Raw genomic sequence first — 14433 nt, forward strand, 5'->3', positions numbered from 1 at the left:
ATGGCACAAAAATTATCCATTGTAAAAATTGGCGGCAACGTAATAGAGAACAAAGAAGAACTAAGTAAGTTTTTAATTGCTTTTTCTAAAATTGAAGGCCTAAAAATATTAGTTCACGGTGGCGGAAAATTAGCTACAGAACTCGGAAAAAAACTAGGTATAGAATCTACACTTATAAACGGAAGACGTATTACAGACGCACAAAGTTTAGAGTTAATTACAATGGTATATGGTGGTTTGGCTAATAAAAACATTGTGTCTAAATTACAAAGTATAAATTGTAACGCTATAGGATTAAGCGGTGCAGATGCTAATGTTATACAAGCAGTAAAAAGACCAGTAAAAGACATAGATTATGGCTTTGCAGGTGATATTGTAACTGTTAATAGCAACGCTATTAATACTATGCTACAAAACAAATGGACTCCTGTTTTTTGTGCACTTACACATAATAAATCTGGGCAATTACTAAACACCAATGCAGATACTATTGCTTCTGAAATTGCAATTGCAATGAGTAGCTTATACAATACTACTTTGTATTATTGCTTTGAGAAAAAAGGTGTTTTACTAGACGTAACTAATAATAAATCTGTAGTAAAACAATTAAATACAGACACTTACAAAGAACTTTTAGATAGTAAGATAATTGCAGATGGTATGCTCCCAAAACTTGAGAACTGCTTTAATGCATTGCACAAAAAAGTAACTACGGTCTGCATAGGAGATGTTTCTATGTTAAATAAAAATGAAACGCTTTACACCACTATAACATTATAAAATGGAACAAAAACAGCTTACAGAAAAGGCTATAGATTTATTAAAAGAACTAATATCTATACAATCGTTCTCTTCTGAAGAAGATAAAACTGCAAATGCAATAGGAAACTGGTTTACAAGTTTTAATATTCCGTTTACTAGAGACAATAACAATGTTTATGCAAAAAACAAATATTGGGATAATAGCAAACCAACTCTGCTTTTAAACTCGCATCATGACACTGTAAAACCAAACTCTGCTTACACAAAAGATCCATTTAATCCGCATATAGAAGACGGAAAATTATACGGCTTAGGTAGTAATGATGCTGGTGGTTGTTTGGTGTCTTTATTGGCTACATTTGTTCACTACTACAACGCAGAGAACTTAAACCACAACATACTTATGGTTGCATCTATGGAAGAAGAATCTGCCGGACCAAATAGCTTAAGAGGTTTACTACCTAAACTACCAAAAATAGATGTTGCTATTGTAGGTGAACCTACTTTAATGCAGTTGGCTATTGCAGAAAAAGGACTTGTTGTTTTTGACGCAGAAGTAAAAGGAACACCATCTCATGCAGCGCACCCTAATAATGATAATTCTATTTACAACACTATAAAGGTGTTAGAGTGGTTTAAAAATTATACTTTTTCTAAAGTTTCTGATGTTTTAGGCGAAGTAAAACTTACGGTAACACAAATTAATGCTGGCAAGCAACATAATGTTGTACCTGCTAAAGTAGACTTGGTTATAGATGTTAGGGTTAATGATAAATATACAAATAAAGAGGTTGCAGAGATGTTACAAAAAGAAGCTCCTTGCAAGCTTACTCCGCGTGGTTTAAAATTAAATTCATCAGCTATAGATATTAGCCACCCTTTAGTGCAATCTGGTATTGCTTTAGAAAGAGAAACTTATGGTTCACCAACACTATCAGACCAAGCGGCACTTACGTGTCAATCTTTAAAATTAGGTCCAGGTGACAGCACTAGATCACATTCTGCAGATGAATTTATTTATGTAAATGAAATTGAAGAAGGTATAGATTTATATATTAAAATATTAAACGGGTTTCTGTAATAAGCAATCAACTATAAAAACAAAAAGATTATGAAACTTTGGGATAAAGGATTTAGTACCGATAAAAAAATAGATCACTTTACTGTTGGCAACGATAGAGAATTAGATTTGCTACTTGCTAAATACGATGTTATAGCGTCTAAAGCTCATGCAAAAATGCTTGGCAAAATAGGGCTTATTACAGCACAAGAAGCAGAAAGTTTGGTAAAAGAGCTTAATGAAATTGCAAAAACTATAGAAAAAGGAACTTTTGTTATTGAAGATTCTTTTGAGGATATGCACTCTAAAATAGAGTTTATACTAACCGAAAAACTAGGAGATACTGGCAAAAAAATACATACAGCACGTTCTAGAAACGATCAGGTTTTAGTGGCTATGCATTTGTATTTAAAAGATGAATTACAAGAAATTAAGAGCGAAGTAAAAGTTTTATTTGACCTGCTTTTAAACCTTGCCGAAAAATATAAAGGTGTACTATTACCTGGTTATACGCATTTGCAAATTGCTATGCCATCTTCCTTTGGACTCTGGTTTTCTGCCTATGCAGAGAGTTTAATAGATGATTTATATTTTGTTGATGCTGCATACAAAATAGCAGATCAAAATCCGCTTGGTAGTGCTGCTGGTTACGGAAGTTCTTTTCCTATAGACAGAGATTTTACTACTAAAGAAATGGGCTTTGCTACACAAAAATACAATGTTGTTGCTGCGCAAATGGGTCGTGGTAAAGTAGAAAAAGCTACTGCTTTTGGCATTAGCAATGTAGCCGCTACCCTATCTAAAATGGCAATGGATATTTGTTTGTATATGAGTCAGAATTTTAATTTTATTTCTTTCCCAGATGAGCTTACAACGGGTTCTAGCATTATGCCACATAAGAAAAACCCAGATGTTTTTGAGTTAATACGTGGTAAATGCAACAAACTACAAGCTATACCTAACCAATTAATTTTAATAACAAACAACTTACCTAGTGGCTACCACAGAGATTTACAGTTGGTAAAAGAAGTTATTATACCTGCAATACAAGACATTAAAGCTTGTTTAGAAATACTGACTTTTAGCTTAAAAGAAGTACGTGTAAATGAAGCTATTTTAGAGGATCCTAAATATGATTATTTATTTAGCGTAGACACCTTAAACGAGTTGGTTTTAAGCGGAATACCATTTAGAGATGCTTATAAAAAAATGGGCATAGAAATTAATGAAGGTACTTTTTCTCCTAAAAAAGATATTAAACACACACACCAAGGCAGCTTGGGTAATTTATGCTTGCAAGAAATTAGAAATAAATTAATTGATTAAATTTTACACCTTTTCCCCTAAACAAAAATAAAACCCCTGATCTCAGGGGTTTTATTTTGGCTATAAGTCAGCTATTAAAAATATTTTTCTCTAGCTAATTTTACATCAAACTAAAAATGTAAAATATGAAAGCTATTCTTGTTTATATTATCCTTGCTGCTATTTTGGTATTAAGTGTCTGGTAAATATTAGAAATAAAAAAAGCCGTGTTTTTAAAAACACGGCTTTTTTTATTAATTAACCATTCCTAGGTTAACAACTTCTTGTTTTGTTAAGTAACGCCAGTGTCCGCGTGGTAAATCTTTTTTAGTTAAACCACCGTAAATTACTCTGTCTAATTTAGCAACTTCATAACCTAGGTGTTCAAAAATTTTAGTAACAATATTACTTCTACTACTAAAAAGTTCAATACCAACTTGGTTCTTAGGTGCGTTATCTACATAGCTAATATCGTGTACGTTTACTACTTTTTCATCAATAGCAATACCGTCTTGAATCTTTTTTAAATCTGCAGCACTTAATGCTTTAGATAATTCTACATGATAAATTTTACGTAAACCATTTTTAGGGTTAACTAAACGTCTTGTTAGCTCCATATCATTAGTAAACAACAATAACCCTGTAGATGCTTTTGCCATTTTATCTACTGGCAATAACGTAGCTTTAGATGCATTAGAAATTAAACCAGCAACGTTTCTTTTCCCTTGCTCGTTTCTTACCATTGTACTAAAGTCTTTTGGTTTGTTTAATAAAACGTATTCTCTTTTTTCCGGGTTTAAGTGCCTACCGTCAAACTTAACAACGTCTGATAGTTTTACTTTATATCCCATTTCTGATACTACTTTACCATTTACGGTAACACTACCAGCAGCAATAAAAACATCTGCTTCTCTTCTAGAACATACTCCAGAATTAGCAACATATTTATTTAATCTTATAGAATCTGGATTAAATGGCTTTGGAGTATTTTTTGGTTTTGGAGCACCTGAACCAGTAAAATTCCTCTTTCTTGTTCCTCCATTATCCTTTCCTGAAGATTTTCTGTCCTTATTATAGTCAGATTTACTCATTGTATTATATTTTTTGCAAAGGTAGCAAAGGAATTTGAATAACTATATAATAGTTTAACTAATTAATCTTTAAACGTAACAGTGCTTTGTTGTTCTCTATTTACTTGTAAATTAGTAACATCTGAATTAGAATTACTATTTTAGCTTACTGAATTTACAACGCTCCTACTACACTTTAGTTAAGCTAATTTATTCTTCTTTTTTAAAAATATATAATGTGTTATCTCCGCTAAGTTGATATAGTTTATTATTGGCTATTTGAGGAATCTCAGTTTTTATCCAATCTCCTTCAAACCTATAGTGCCAATCTATTTTTAGTGTTTTTTTATTAAATGCAACAATACATTGCGGTATATAGTCTAAACCTAACTTTAAACGGTTCATTTCTGCTATAGTATAAATGTGAGTTTCATCTTCTGCATAGCCAGTACTCCACCTAAAACCAGAAAATACGTGCTCTTCTAAAGCATTTTTTAATGACTGATAATCTGCTTTGCCAGTAACTAAATCTATTGTTACTATATAAGCACCTGCTAAATGGTATAGGTACGATTTAGAAATATCTAGCTGAAAACCATCAGTAGAAGGTATTTTATGTTGCAAACGCCCTTGAAAAGCAGAACTTCCATAACCAGGCAATGCTTGCCATTTTCTATTTAGTTCACCTGTGTTACTATTAATATCTAAAACCAATTGTCCAGAACACGCAACTAATATAGAGTTCTGCCAAGCACCTATAAATTTAAGAACTTCATAGTTTTGTAAGTTGCCATCTCTGTCTTCAAACTTACCTAAAGTTTCTAAATTGAATTGCCAAACAAAGGCATCATCAGATATTATGAAAGAATAAATTTTAATTTTATCAGAAAAGAACAAAAAGGTATTCTTACGAAAAAAATAAAATAAATTTTTAAATTTTAGAAGAAATTTCTTTTCTCTTGTTTTTAAATTGTATAGATAATATTTGTTTGAAAAATTTGGATAGTCAAGTTTAAAATCACCAGAAAATATAATTGTTTCATTGCGTAAATCTTTACTATTTTTTAAATAGGATAAATTTTCAAATTTATTTTTATCTATCCAAGTTCCTGTTTTATCTGAATAGATAATTTTTTCTTTAAAATTCTCATAACTATTATCCAATACTTTATCAGAAATGAAAACTTCATTTTTAAATAATTCAAAGTCATTATTAACTCTTAAAATTAGATTTTCTGAGACTAAAAAATTTCTTATTAGTTCTTTTTTTTCTATTTGCAAAAACATATTATTGTGCTTTTATAAATTTATAAAGGTTTGAATTTGTATCATTAACTACACTTTCAAATATTTGAAATTGAGTATTTGTGTTTTGACCAAATAAGGATTGTTTTAAGCTTATATCAATATTATTAAATATTTCAGTTTTAGTAGGTCCTTTGCTGGTATCTGTGTTTTGAAATGCTTTTTTCCAAAGTTCTTTTAAATTATTTTTATTAGCCCCCGCTAACGCAAGCATCTTGCTTGTGCCGTTAAATAAATAATTAAACTAAAAAATTAATCTTTAAACGTAACAGTGCTTTGTCGCTCTCTATTTACTTGTAAATTAGTAACATCTGGTCTTGAGTAATGCCCAACGGGATCAAAGTTTTGTCGTTCTTCATACACCCTATTAAAGTCTATTTTTTGGCAGATTACTCCTTCTTTGTGTAAAATAGGTGCTACTACCCACTCGCCATCTGGACCTGCAATACAAGAGCCTCCATTAGCTAAAACATCTGGAGCATTTTCTAAAATTTTACTTAAGTGTGGTGTGTTTTTAGGGAAATCTTCTTTTCTCATTAAAGATGATACAGAAATAACAAAACTACGAGATTCACGTGCTATAAACCTTGTAATATCTTTGGTATTGTAATCACTACCTGGCCAAACTGCTATGTGCAAATTCTCTCCTAAACCATACAATGCTGCTCTTGGTAAAGGCATCCAATTTTCCCAGCAATTTAAGCCGCCTACTGTAAAATCTTTTAAAGGGTGTACTTGCAAACCGTTGCCGTCTCCCGGCGCCCAAGTTAAGCGCTCATCATACGTTGGTTGTAATTTTCTGTGTACAGATTTTATTTCACCTTTTTCATTTATGTATACTAAAGAACAATAAATACTGTGTCCGCCTCTGTCTTTAGCACGTTCCATAATACCCAAATAAATGGCCATTTTATGAGTTTTAGCTAATGCACATATGCTGTTTAACTCTCCTGCCTCTACTTGTATAGAATTACGAACGTAATGTGCGTGTATTTCTTTATTTACTTTTAAATCCCATGAAGCACCATTGGTGTGCGCCAACCAAAAAGGATAACCAGGTAACAATGCTTCTCCAAAAACTAAAAGTTCTGTTTTTTGTTCTGCGGCTGCAACAATTGTATGTTCAATTTTTTTTAATGTAGCTTCTTTGTCTAGCCAAACCGGAGAAATTTGAGCCAAACCAACTTTTAAAATGTTGTTCATTATAAAATTCTGTTTAGGACGAGATTTATATCGACCAACAAAATACTAAAAACACCGCTTATAATTACAAACTTTAAGATATTATGTAATGTATTGTATTGCTTTTTGGTGTCTGATTTCCATAGAAATATTAAAAAAATAACTAATAGTAAAACCGCCAATTTAAAGTAGTAGTGCATATGGCCAACATCAAAATTATAAATAAGTAATAATGATGGTACAAGACTAGATGCTATAAGAATAGTAATTGCAATTTTAGAGGTTTTTGCACCGTAAATCACAGGAATTGTTTTGTAATTTTGAGCTAAATCTCCTGCTATGTTTTCTAAATCTTTTATCATTTCACGTGCTAAAATGAGTAAAAACAAGAAAATTGCGTGTACAAAAATTACTGTTTCAAAGTTTTTATAATACACAAAAACCACAAAAAAAGGTGTTATAGCTAATGTTGCAGACACAAAGTTACCTAAAAATGGTATCTTTTTTAATTTATGTGAATAGTACCAGATTCCAAAAATATAAGACGAGAAAAAAAGTACAGCTTTAAATGATACGTAACTGGCAAAAAACACAGCCAAAAAGTTAAGTACAAAATAGGTTGTTAACTTGGTACGCTGACTCACCAACCTGTCTAACATTGTTTTTTTAGGTTTGTTGATAAGATCTTTCTCCGAGTCGTAAAAATTATTAATAATGTAGCCCGATGCAATAACCATTGCTGATACAAGTACTATTATAAATAAATTAAGATCAAAAACTACTCTACGCAATGGTAAGTTTGGCGCCAGTATGTAAATTGATGCCAAATATTGAGCCAGAGCAATTACTAAAATATTGTAACCTCTAACCACAGAAAACAGACTTAAGAACTTTAAAACAAGGTGTTTGTTCTTTCTGTTAAGCATAAAGTAAAAATGAAAATTTTAGAAATTATAAACTACCTCTAAGTTATAATCTTTAAGTTCTTTACGTGCACTATCTATATCCTCTGTAAAACCTAAGATATAACCGCCGCCGCCAGAACCACAAAGTTTTAAGTAGTATTTGTTAGTGTCTATACCGTGTTTCCATAGTTTATGAAACTGAGACGGAATCATTGGTTTAAAATGATCTAACACTACGTGAGATAGTTGTTTTATATTACCAAACAAAGATTTTACGTTACCGCTAATAAAATCTTCAACACAAGCATCTGTATGTTTTATAAACTGGTCTTTAAGCATATGCCTAAAACCATCTTCTTTCATACGCTCCATAAAAAGCTGCACCATTGGCGCAGTTTCGCCAATTATACCACTATCTAACAAAAATACAGCTCCTGTACCTTGGTTATTTTGAGACGGTATACTTGTAGACTCTATATTATCTTTAGAGTTTATTAAAATTGGTAAACTTAAATAACTATTTAAAGGATCTAAACCAGAAGATTTACCGTGAAAAAAAGATTCCATTTTACCAAAAATCCCTTTAAGCGTAAGCAATTTATCTTTAGTTAAATTCTCTAGAACAGTAATTTTATTGTGTGCGTATTTATGGTAAACAGCAGCAACAAGCGCGCCACTACTACCTACTCCGTACCCTTGCGGTATAGAGCTATCAAAATACATACCTTGCTCAACGTCTGCTTTTAAAGCTTCAATATCAAAAGAAAAGCTATTATCTTCTGCAGATACTTTTTCTAAATAAAGAGCAAAACGTTGTAAACTCTCGTTAGATTTTTTAGCCTCATCAGTTAATTCATCAGAAGATTTTAATGCTCCTTTAAAAAAATTATAAGGTATAGAAAGTCCTTTAGAATCTTTTATGATTCCGTACTCTCCAAATAATAGAATTTTTGAGTAAAATAAAGGTCCTTTCATTTTTAAATATCTAATTACTAATTTACAATTGTTTAGCGCCTAAACCAATTCTATCACAAAGATACTGCTCGTTTTCGCAATATGCAACAAGCTCATCTTTAATAAACTGGTACACTACTTGTTTTTCGTTTTCTGGGTACAAAACGTGTACGTTTGCACCTGCATCTAAGGTAAAACAAATATTTGACTTATTTATTGCCCTAAATTCCCATATCTTATTGATAATCTGCAATGTATTAGGTTTCATCAAAATAAAATACGGCATACTTGTCATCATCATAGCGTGCAGGGTTAACGCCTCACTCTCTACAATTTCTACAAATCTTTTTAAATTACCCTCTTTAAAAACTGTTTGCAACTCGTTTAAATTTGTATGTGCTTGTGCAAAACGTTCTTTAGCAAATGGGTGGTTGTGCATTAAATTATGACCAACTGTACTGCTTACTTGCTTTTGTCCCTTGTCTACTAACAGTATAGTATCGTGGTAATTTTTAAAAACCGAATGTACCTCGTTTGGGTATTTTATACCAAACAAATCTGTACTACCTTCTGTTTTTTTATGATTTCCCCATTGTACCAACGGACCTTCTATACTACGGCAAGCACTACCAGAGCCCAAACGTGCTAAAAATGATGCTTTATTATTAAAAAATGCTGTTGTTATAGACGGATTTAGTTTTTTCTCTAAACTCATAAAACACAACGCCAAAGCAGACATACCACTGGCAGATGACGCTATACCACTACTGTGCGGAAAAGAGTTTGATGTTTCTATTTTAAAATGATACTCCTTTAAAAACGGAAGATAAGCTTCAATTCTAGTTAAAAAAGTTTCAATTTTTGGTTTAAAATCTTCTTTAGGTTTTCCTTCAAAAAATAAATCGAATGAAAAATTATCAGCCTTACTATCTAACTTTTTATACGTAACAGAGGTTGTTGTTGCACAGGCATCTAAAGTAAAACTAATAGATGGGTTTGCAGGAATTTGATTATCTTTTTTACCCCAATATTTTATCAAAGCAATATTACTGGGCGATTTCCATTTTACGGTTCCTTCTAAAGCTGCATTTGTATACGCTTTAGGCACAAACTCCTCTTGGGTCATATTTTAAAATTTTAGCAAATATAAAAATAAAATTCCCAGTAGATTTGGGTTATATGGCAATATAAAAATATATTTTAAGCTTCTAAAGCCTCACATAAACTTATAAGCTTAGCCATTGTTTTGTAGTTTCTGGTTGTGGCTTGCACTTTTAGTTTACGCTCAAAAAAGTTATTGTTACATTTTGCCTTACCAAAACCGTTTAAGCAATGCAAATACACACAATGGTCTGTAATTGTAAACTTTTCTGTAGCATATGTTCCTTTGTTTATTTCTGATACTAACGTTGCGTTAGGTTTAGTTGCCAACAATACAAAGTAAATTTCTTTTTCTTCTTCAGACAAAAACGGATTGTTCTTAAAAATTGCTTGTAAGGTTGATGATGCTATCACTAAAACAGGAACATCTAACTTAAAAGTGTTTAAAATTTTAGTGTGTATTTTTTCTGATAAAACAGTTGCATCAACCTCATCAGAAGTAAAAACAACATTACCACTTTGTATGTAGGTTGTAATATTAGAGAGTTCTAATTGTAATAGCATTTGCTTTAAATCTGCCATTAAAATTTTATTTTTACCACTAACGTTTATACCTCTTAAAAGCGCTATATAAGTTATCATAATTTAGAAATTGCTTGTGCTGCTATAAAACCACCTGTCCACGCGTTCTGAAAATTAAAACCTCCAGTTATGGCATCTACATTTATAACTTCCCCAGCAAAATACAGGTTTTTTGCTACTTTACTTTCATATGTTTTAAAGTTTACCTCTTTTAAATCTATACCGCCAGCGGTTACAAATTCCTCTTTAAAGGTGCTTTTTCCGTTTACAGAAAACTCGCTTTCTGTTAACTGATCTGCTAAATTTTGCAGCTGTATTTTGGTAGCTGTAGCCCATTTTACAGTTTCATCTATGTCTGCTGCTTTTACCAAGTTTACCCACAAACGCCTAGGAATATCTAATATTTTTGTACGCAAAATTGTTTTTTTAGGATCTGTTTCTTTTACCGAATTTAAATACTCTAAAACTGCACCCGGAACCATATCTGGCAACCAATTTACTTGTACTATAAACTGGTAATTTTTTGCGTGCAATAGCGTTGCTCCCCAAGCAGATAATTTTAAAATTGCTGGCCCACTCATTCCCCAATGTGTAATTAACAAAGGACCTTCTGCCTCTAACAATGGTTTTTTACTAACCGTAGTTTTTATTTTGCTAGATACTTTTGTTTTGCCTTTTTTAGAATCAAAAACAGTAACTCTGGCTGTGGTACTCACACCAGGAATACCTGTAATACGACTATCTTTTATATTAAATGTAAAAAGCGATGGTACTGGCGGCACAATTTTATGTCCCAAACCTTCTAGTAAATTCCATATTTTAGGATTACTACCTGTTGCTACAACTACTTTTTTAGCTTGAAACTCTTTTTTAGGAGTAGTTACAAAAAAGCCTAATTCTGGCTTGTTTTTATCTGCATAAGCAATATTAGAAACCGGACAAAGTTTCATTACCTTAATGCCTAAACGTTCTGTTTCATTAATAAAACAGTCAATAATACTTTGTGATGAGTCGCTTTGTGGAAAAATACGACCGTCTTCTTCTATTTTTAATGGCACACCTCTTTCTTCAAAAAAGGCCATAGTATCTCCTGTGCAAAAACTATGAAAAGGTCCTAGTAACTCTTTTTCTCCACGCGGGTAATTAAGCACCAAGTCTGCCGGATTAAACTCGGCATGCGTTACATTGCATCTACCACCACCAGAAACTTTTACTTTGGCTAAAACTGTTTTACCGCGCTCTAAAATAGCAACTTTTAAACTACTATTTTGTTCTGCAATTTGTATAGCTGTAAAAAAACCTGCGGCGCCTCCGCCAATTATAATAACATCAAACATTAATATATACGTTCTGGATAATTTGTAAATATACCATCTACAAGTAAATTTTTCATTTTTATTATATTTTCTGGGGCATTAACAGTGTACGTATACAGTTTAAAACCTTCTCCTTTTATAGTAGCTACAACAGCTGCTGTAATATCTTTTTCATCTGGGTTTATACTTAGTGCTCCCAATTGTTTTGCCATAGGTATTGCTTGTAACGGATCTTCTTCTGTTAACACACCAATAGCTATTTTGCTATTAATTGATCTCATTGCTATTAGCTCATCCCAATTAAAGCTAGAAATAAAAAACTGGTCTAATTTCCAGTTTTTTGTATTGATATAACCCTCTAGTATTGTGTTTACATCTTTTGCTGTGCCTGCTCCTTTTAGCTCAATATTTACAGGAACTTTAGCATTAATAGTGTCTAAAACAGTTGTTAGTAATGGTATTTTATGGTTGCCTACAAGTGTAAGCTCTTGTAGTTGTTGCCACGAATAATCCTCAACCCTGCCTGTACTATTTGTTAGTCTATTTACCTCATCATCATGAAATACAATAATTTCTCCGCTTTTAATTTTAAAAACATCAATCTCTATCATATCAACCTTTAATTCTAAGGCTTTTTTAATAGAAGCCAAAGTATTTTCGGTCTCATGACCCATTGCTCCTCTATGGCCAATAACAAGTAATTTTTTAGTCATACAAACTAGTATTTACAGTAAAAATACACAAAGTAAAATTGTAAAAAAACTGCATAAAAAAAAGGACTAAAACTTAGCTTTAGTCCTTTGTCTTCTATTTTTAATTCTTAATTTTTAGTGGACTCGCGTTCTACTAGTGTAGATTGCAACACCTCTGTAACATAGGTTTCTTCTTCTTTTTCGCTTTCAATTTTTTCTATTAGCATTTTAGAAGCCATTTCTCCCATTTGCTCTCCATGTTGTGCAATTGCAGTTAAACTTGGATAAGCGTATTTAGACAAATTACCATCTGTAAAGCCAATAAACTCTATATCTTCTGGCACTTTTAATCCTCTTTTAAGTGCTACACGCATACTATACATTGCAAATAACTCATGTACACATAAAACAGCATCTACCTCTTCTCTGTCATAAAAATCGCTAATGGCTTGCTCATCCATTTTCATTTGTGGCAAGCTTAAAATTAGGTTTTCATTTACCTCTAAACCATGGTCACGCAAAGCATCACAATATCCTTCTGTACGCTGTTTACCAATACTTAAATAATTATCTGTGGTAATTAATGCTATTTTTTTACGTCCGTTTGCTATTAATTTTTTAACTGCTAAATAAGCACCTTCTCTATCATTTATAATTACTTTATCGCACTCAATTTCATCAGTAACCCTATCAAACATTACCAAAGGAATACCTTGGTCTGTAATTTCTTTAAGGTGATTGTAGTCATTTTTTAATTGTGTTTCTACAGACAAAGACATTATAAAACCATCTATACTACCATTGGCAAGCATTTCCATATTTATAACTTCTTTATCAAAAGACTCATCAGAAAGGCAAACGATAACATTATACCCTTTAGAATTGGCATAACTCTCTATACCACGTACTACAGTTGTAAAAAAATGATGTACAATATCTGGTATAATTACCCCTATATTTTTTGTTCGCTTATTTTTTAAGCTAATTGCAATATTGTTTGGTCTGTAGTTGTAAAGTTTTGCATAAGCTTGTATACGCTCTTTGGTATCTCTGCTTATTTCTTCACTATTTTTAAGTGCTTTAGAAACAGTAGATATAGACACTTCTAACTCTCTTGCTATGTGTTTAAGGGTGATAACTTTTTTCAAAATGAACTTTGTTTTTTTCTAACAGATGAATGTACATATAAAAAACAATATTCTAAAATAATAAAAGCAGATTGTGATTTTAAATTTGTCTTAGATTGAAGAAATTGACAATTATCTACTAAAATTTATCCGCCTTTCGCAAAAATCTCACTCTTTAATTCTGAAATTCGTTTTTCTGCAAACACTACAAAATACTGACTACTAGAGTCTTTAGACTCTGATTTTTGCTTTAATTACCTCTGCAATTTTAAAAGCCGAGGATTGCGCCCCAGCTTTTAAAGTTAAAAACAGAACAATTAATTGTATTGCATAAAAACTTTTAGTCATTTTTTTTCTGCAGCTTAAATGTAATTGGCAATGAAAAAGGAACTTTCACGGCTTTTCCTCTTTGCTTACCTGGTGTAACATTTGGTAATTTTTTTATAATATTCAACGCAACTTCTTCCAATCTAACATCTGGTCCACGCATCTGAATTTTACCAATGCTACCGTCCTCCATCATAACAAAACGCACAGAAACTCTACCTTGTACTCCTTCTTTTTGTGCAGATTCTGGATAACTAAAATGTTTTCTAATATGTTCATTTATTTTATCATTAAAACAAGCTTTTTTATCTGTAGCATTTTCACAACCTGGAAAAACAGGAACCTCATCTATTACAGAAAAAGGAACTTCTTTTGCGTCTTTATACAACCTATCTTTTTCTTCTTGTTCTTTACGTAATAAAGCTGCCTTTACATCGTTAGTTAATTTTTCTTTATCACTCTCTGGCGTTAACCTAAATGAAATTGGCAATGAAAAAGGAACTCTTACATTTTGCCCTCTTTGCTTACCTGGTTTAAAATTTGGCAATAATTTTATAATACGTATTGCTTCCTCCTCTAGTATTACAGCTGGCCCGCGAGTTTGCAACTTACCCATTTTGCCATCTTCCATAATTACAAAACGCACAGAAACTCTACCTTGTACTCCTTCTTTTTGTGCAGATTCTGGATAACTAAAATGTTTTCTAATATGTTCATTTATTTTATCATTAAAACAAGCTCTTTT

15 protein-coding genes are annotated in these 14433 nt (G+C 31.9%); 3 read left to right on the forward strand and 12 right to left on the reverse strand.

Annotated features, from left to right (window positions below; all coding sequences use genetic code 11):
- Genes argB through argH form a run of 3 tightly spaced genes read left to right on the forward strand, consistent with a single transcriptional unit; the run spans position 1 to position 3148 of the window.
- Positions 1–780, forward strand: a complete 780-nt coding sequence (argB, locus tag ABJD66_RS16515; protein WP_348133689.1) for an acetylglutamate kinase — start codon at positions 1–3, stop codon at positions 778–780.
- Position 781: 1 nt separating this feature from the next.
- Positions 782–1843, forward strand: a complete 1062-nt coding sequence (locus tag ABJD66_RS16520) for a M20 family metallo-hydrolase (RefSeq protein ID WP_348133692.1) — start codon at positions 782–784, stop codon at positions 1841–1843.
- 30 nt (positions 1844–1873) lie between these two features.
- Positions 1874–3148: an argininosuccinate lyase gene (argH, locus tag ABJD66_RS16525; protein WP_348133695.1), complete on the forward strand. Its 1275-nt coding sequence runs from the start codon at positions 1874–1876 to the stop codon at positions 3146–3148.
- A gap of 233 nt (positions 3149–3381) precedes the next feature.
- On the opposite strand, the gene ABJD66_RS16530 is transcribed toward argH, so the two are convergent.
- The 12 genes from ABJD66_RS16530 to ABJD66_RS16585 form a co-directional block, all read right to left on the reverse strand.
- Positions 3382–4218: a S4 domain-containing protein gene (locus ABJD66_RS16530; protein WP_100894867.1), complete on the reverse strand. Its 837-nt coding sequence runs from the start codon at positions 4216–4218 to the stop codon at positions 3382–3384.
- Positions 4219–4407: 189 nt separating this feature from the next.
- The gene (locus ABJD66_RS16535; RefSeq protein WP_348133699.1) at positions 4408–5484 is read right to left on the reverse strand and encodes a hypothetical protein; all 1077 of its coding nucleotides are present in this window, start codon (positions 5482–5484) and stop codon (positions 4408–4410) included.
- A gap of 1 nt (position 5485) precedes the next feature.
- Positions 5486–5716, reverse strand: a complete 231-nt coding sequence (locus ABJD66_RS16540) for a hypothetical protein (protein ID WP_348133702.1) — start codon at positions 5714–5716, stop codon at positions 5486–5488.
- 38 nt (positions 5717–5754) lie between these two features.
- Positions 5755–6705, reverse strand: coding sequence for a carbon-nitrogen hydrolase family protein (locus ABJD66_RS16545; RefSeq protein WP_348133705.1), 951 nt, complete (start codon positions 6703–6705; stop codon positions 5755–5757).
- A complete protein-coding gene (locus ABJD66_RS16550) occupies positions 6705–7610 on the reverse strand; it encodes a geranylgeranylglycerol-phosphate geranylgeranyltransferase (RefSeq protein ID WP_100894863.1) in 906 nt (301 codons plus the stop codon). Before ABJD66_RS16550 ends, ABJD66_RS16545 begins: the two co-directional genes overlap by 1 nt.
- Before the next feature lie 18 nt (positions 7611–7628).
- Positions 7629–8564: a mevalonate kinase gene (locus tag ABJD66_RS16555; RefSeq protein ID WP_303543020.1), complete on the reverse strand. Its 936-nt coding sequence runs from the start codon at positions 8562–8564 to the stop codon at positions 7629–7631.
- Between the two features lie 22 nt (positions 8565–8586).
- Complete coding sequence (gene mvaD / locus ABJD66_RS16560) at positions 8587–9669, reverse strand: diphosphomevalonate decarboxylase (RefSeq protein ID WP_348133709.1); 1083 nt, start codon at positions 9667–9669, stop codon at positions 8587–8589.
- 74 nt (positions 9670–9743) lie between these two features.
- Complete coding sequence (locus ABJD66_RS16565; RefSeq protein ID WP_348133712.1) at positions 9744–10286, reverse strand: DUF1697 domain-containing protein; 543 nt, start codon at positions 10284–10286, stop codon at positions 9744–9746.
- Positions 10283–11563, reverse strand: coding sequence for an NAD(P)/FAD-dependent oxidoreductase (locus ABJD66_RS16570; RefSeq protein ID WP_348133715.1), 1281 nt, complete (start codon positions 11561–11563; stop codon positions 10283–10285). The genes ABJD66_RS16565 and ABJD66_RS16570 overlap by 4 nt, the downstream gene beginning before the upstream one ends.
- Positions 11563–12255 carry a glycerophosphodiester phosphodiesterase family protein gene (locus tag ABJD66_RS16575; RefSeq protein WP_348133718.1) on the reverse strand — a complete coding sequence of 231 codons (693 nt, stop codon included), beginning with the start codon at positions 12253–12255 and terminating at the stop codon, positions 11563–11565. The genes ABJD66_RS16570 and ABJD66_RS16575 overlap by 1 nt, the downstream gene beginning before the upstream one ends.
- A gap of 107 nt (positions 12256–12362) precedes the next feature.
- Positions 12363–13382 (reverse strand): LacI family DNA-binding transcriptional regulator, encoded by a 1020-nt coding sequence (locus tag ABJD66_RS16580; RefSeq protein WP_100894857.1) that lies wholly within the window; start codon positions 13380–13382, stop codon positions 12363–12365.
- 319 nt (positions 13383–13701) lie between these two features.
- The coding region (locus tag ABJD66_RS16585; protein ID WP_348133723.1) for an energy transducer TonB at positions 13702–14433 on the reverse strand (732 nt) is incomplete at its 5' end.

The sequence above is a fragment of the Cellulophaga sp. genome, assembly GCF_039943695.1.
In the GTDB taxonomy this organism is placed as follows: Bacteria; Bacteroidota; Bacteroidia; order Flavobacteriales; family Flavobacteriaceae; genus Cellulophaga.

Bases quoted from the DNA above. Each gene is read 5' to 3' on its own strand.
- mvaD (WP_348133709.1), bottom strand. From the start codon at position 9,669: ATGACCCAAGAGGAGTTTGTGCCTAAAGCGTATACAAATGCAGCTTTA.
- ABJD66_RS16540 (WP_348133702.1), bottom strand. From the start codon at position 5,716: ATGCTTGCGTTAGCGGGGGCTAATAAAAATAATTTAAAAGAACTTTGG.
- argH (WP_348133695.1), top strand. From the start codon at position 1,874: ATGAAACTTTGGGATAAAGGATTTAGTACCGATAAAAAAATAGATCAC.
- ABJD66_RS16565 (WP_348133712.1), bottom strand. From the start codon at position 10,286: ATGATAACTTATATAGCGCTTTTAAGAGGTATAAACGTTAGTGGTAAA.
- argB (WP_348133689.1), top strand. From the start codon at position 1: ATGGCACAAAAATTATCCATTGTAAAAATTGGCGGCAACGTAATAGAG.
- ABJD66_RS16570 (WP_348133715.1), bottom strand. From the start codon at position 11,563: ATGTTTGATGTTATTATAATTGGCGGAGGCGCCGCAGGTTTTTTTACA.
- ABJD66_RS16550 (WP_100894863.1), bottom strand. From the start codon at position 7,610: ATGCTTAACAGAAAGAACAAACACCTTGTTTTAAAGTTCTTAAGTCTG.
- ABJD66_RS16555 (WP_303543020.1), bottom strand. From the start codon at position 8,564: ATGAAAGGACCTTTATTTTACTCAAAAATTCTATTATTTGGAGAGTAC.
- ABJD66_RS16530 (WP_100894867.1), bottom strand. From the start codon at position 4,218: ATGAGTAAATCTGACTATAATAAGGACAGAAAATCTTCAGGAAAGGAT.
- ABJD66_RS16575 (WP_348133718.1), bottom strand. From the start codon at position 12,255: ATGACTAAAAAATTACTTGTTATTGGCCATAGAGGAGCAATGGGTCAT.
- ABJD66_RS16520 (WP_348133692.1), top strand. From the start codon at position 782: ATGGAACAAAAACAGCTTACAGAAAAGGCTATAGATTTATTAAAAGAA.
- ABJD66_RS16535 (WP_348133699.1), bottom strand. From the start codon at position 5,484: ATGTTTTTGCAAATAGAAAAAAAAGAACTAATAAGAAATTTTTTAGTC.
- ABJD66_RS16545 (WP_348133705.1), bottom strand. From the start codon at position 6,705: ATGAACAACATTTTAAAAGTTGGTTTGGCTCAAATTTCTCCGGTTTGG.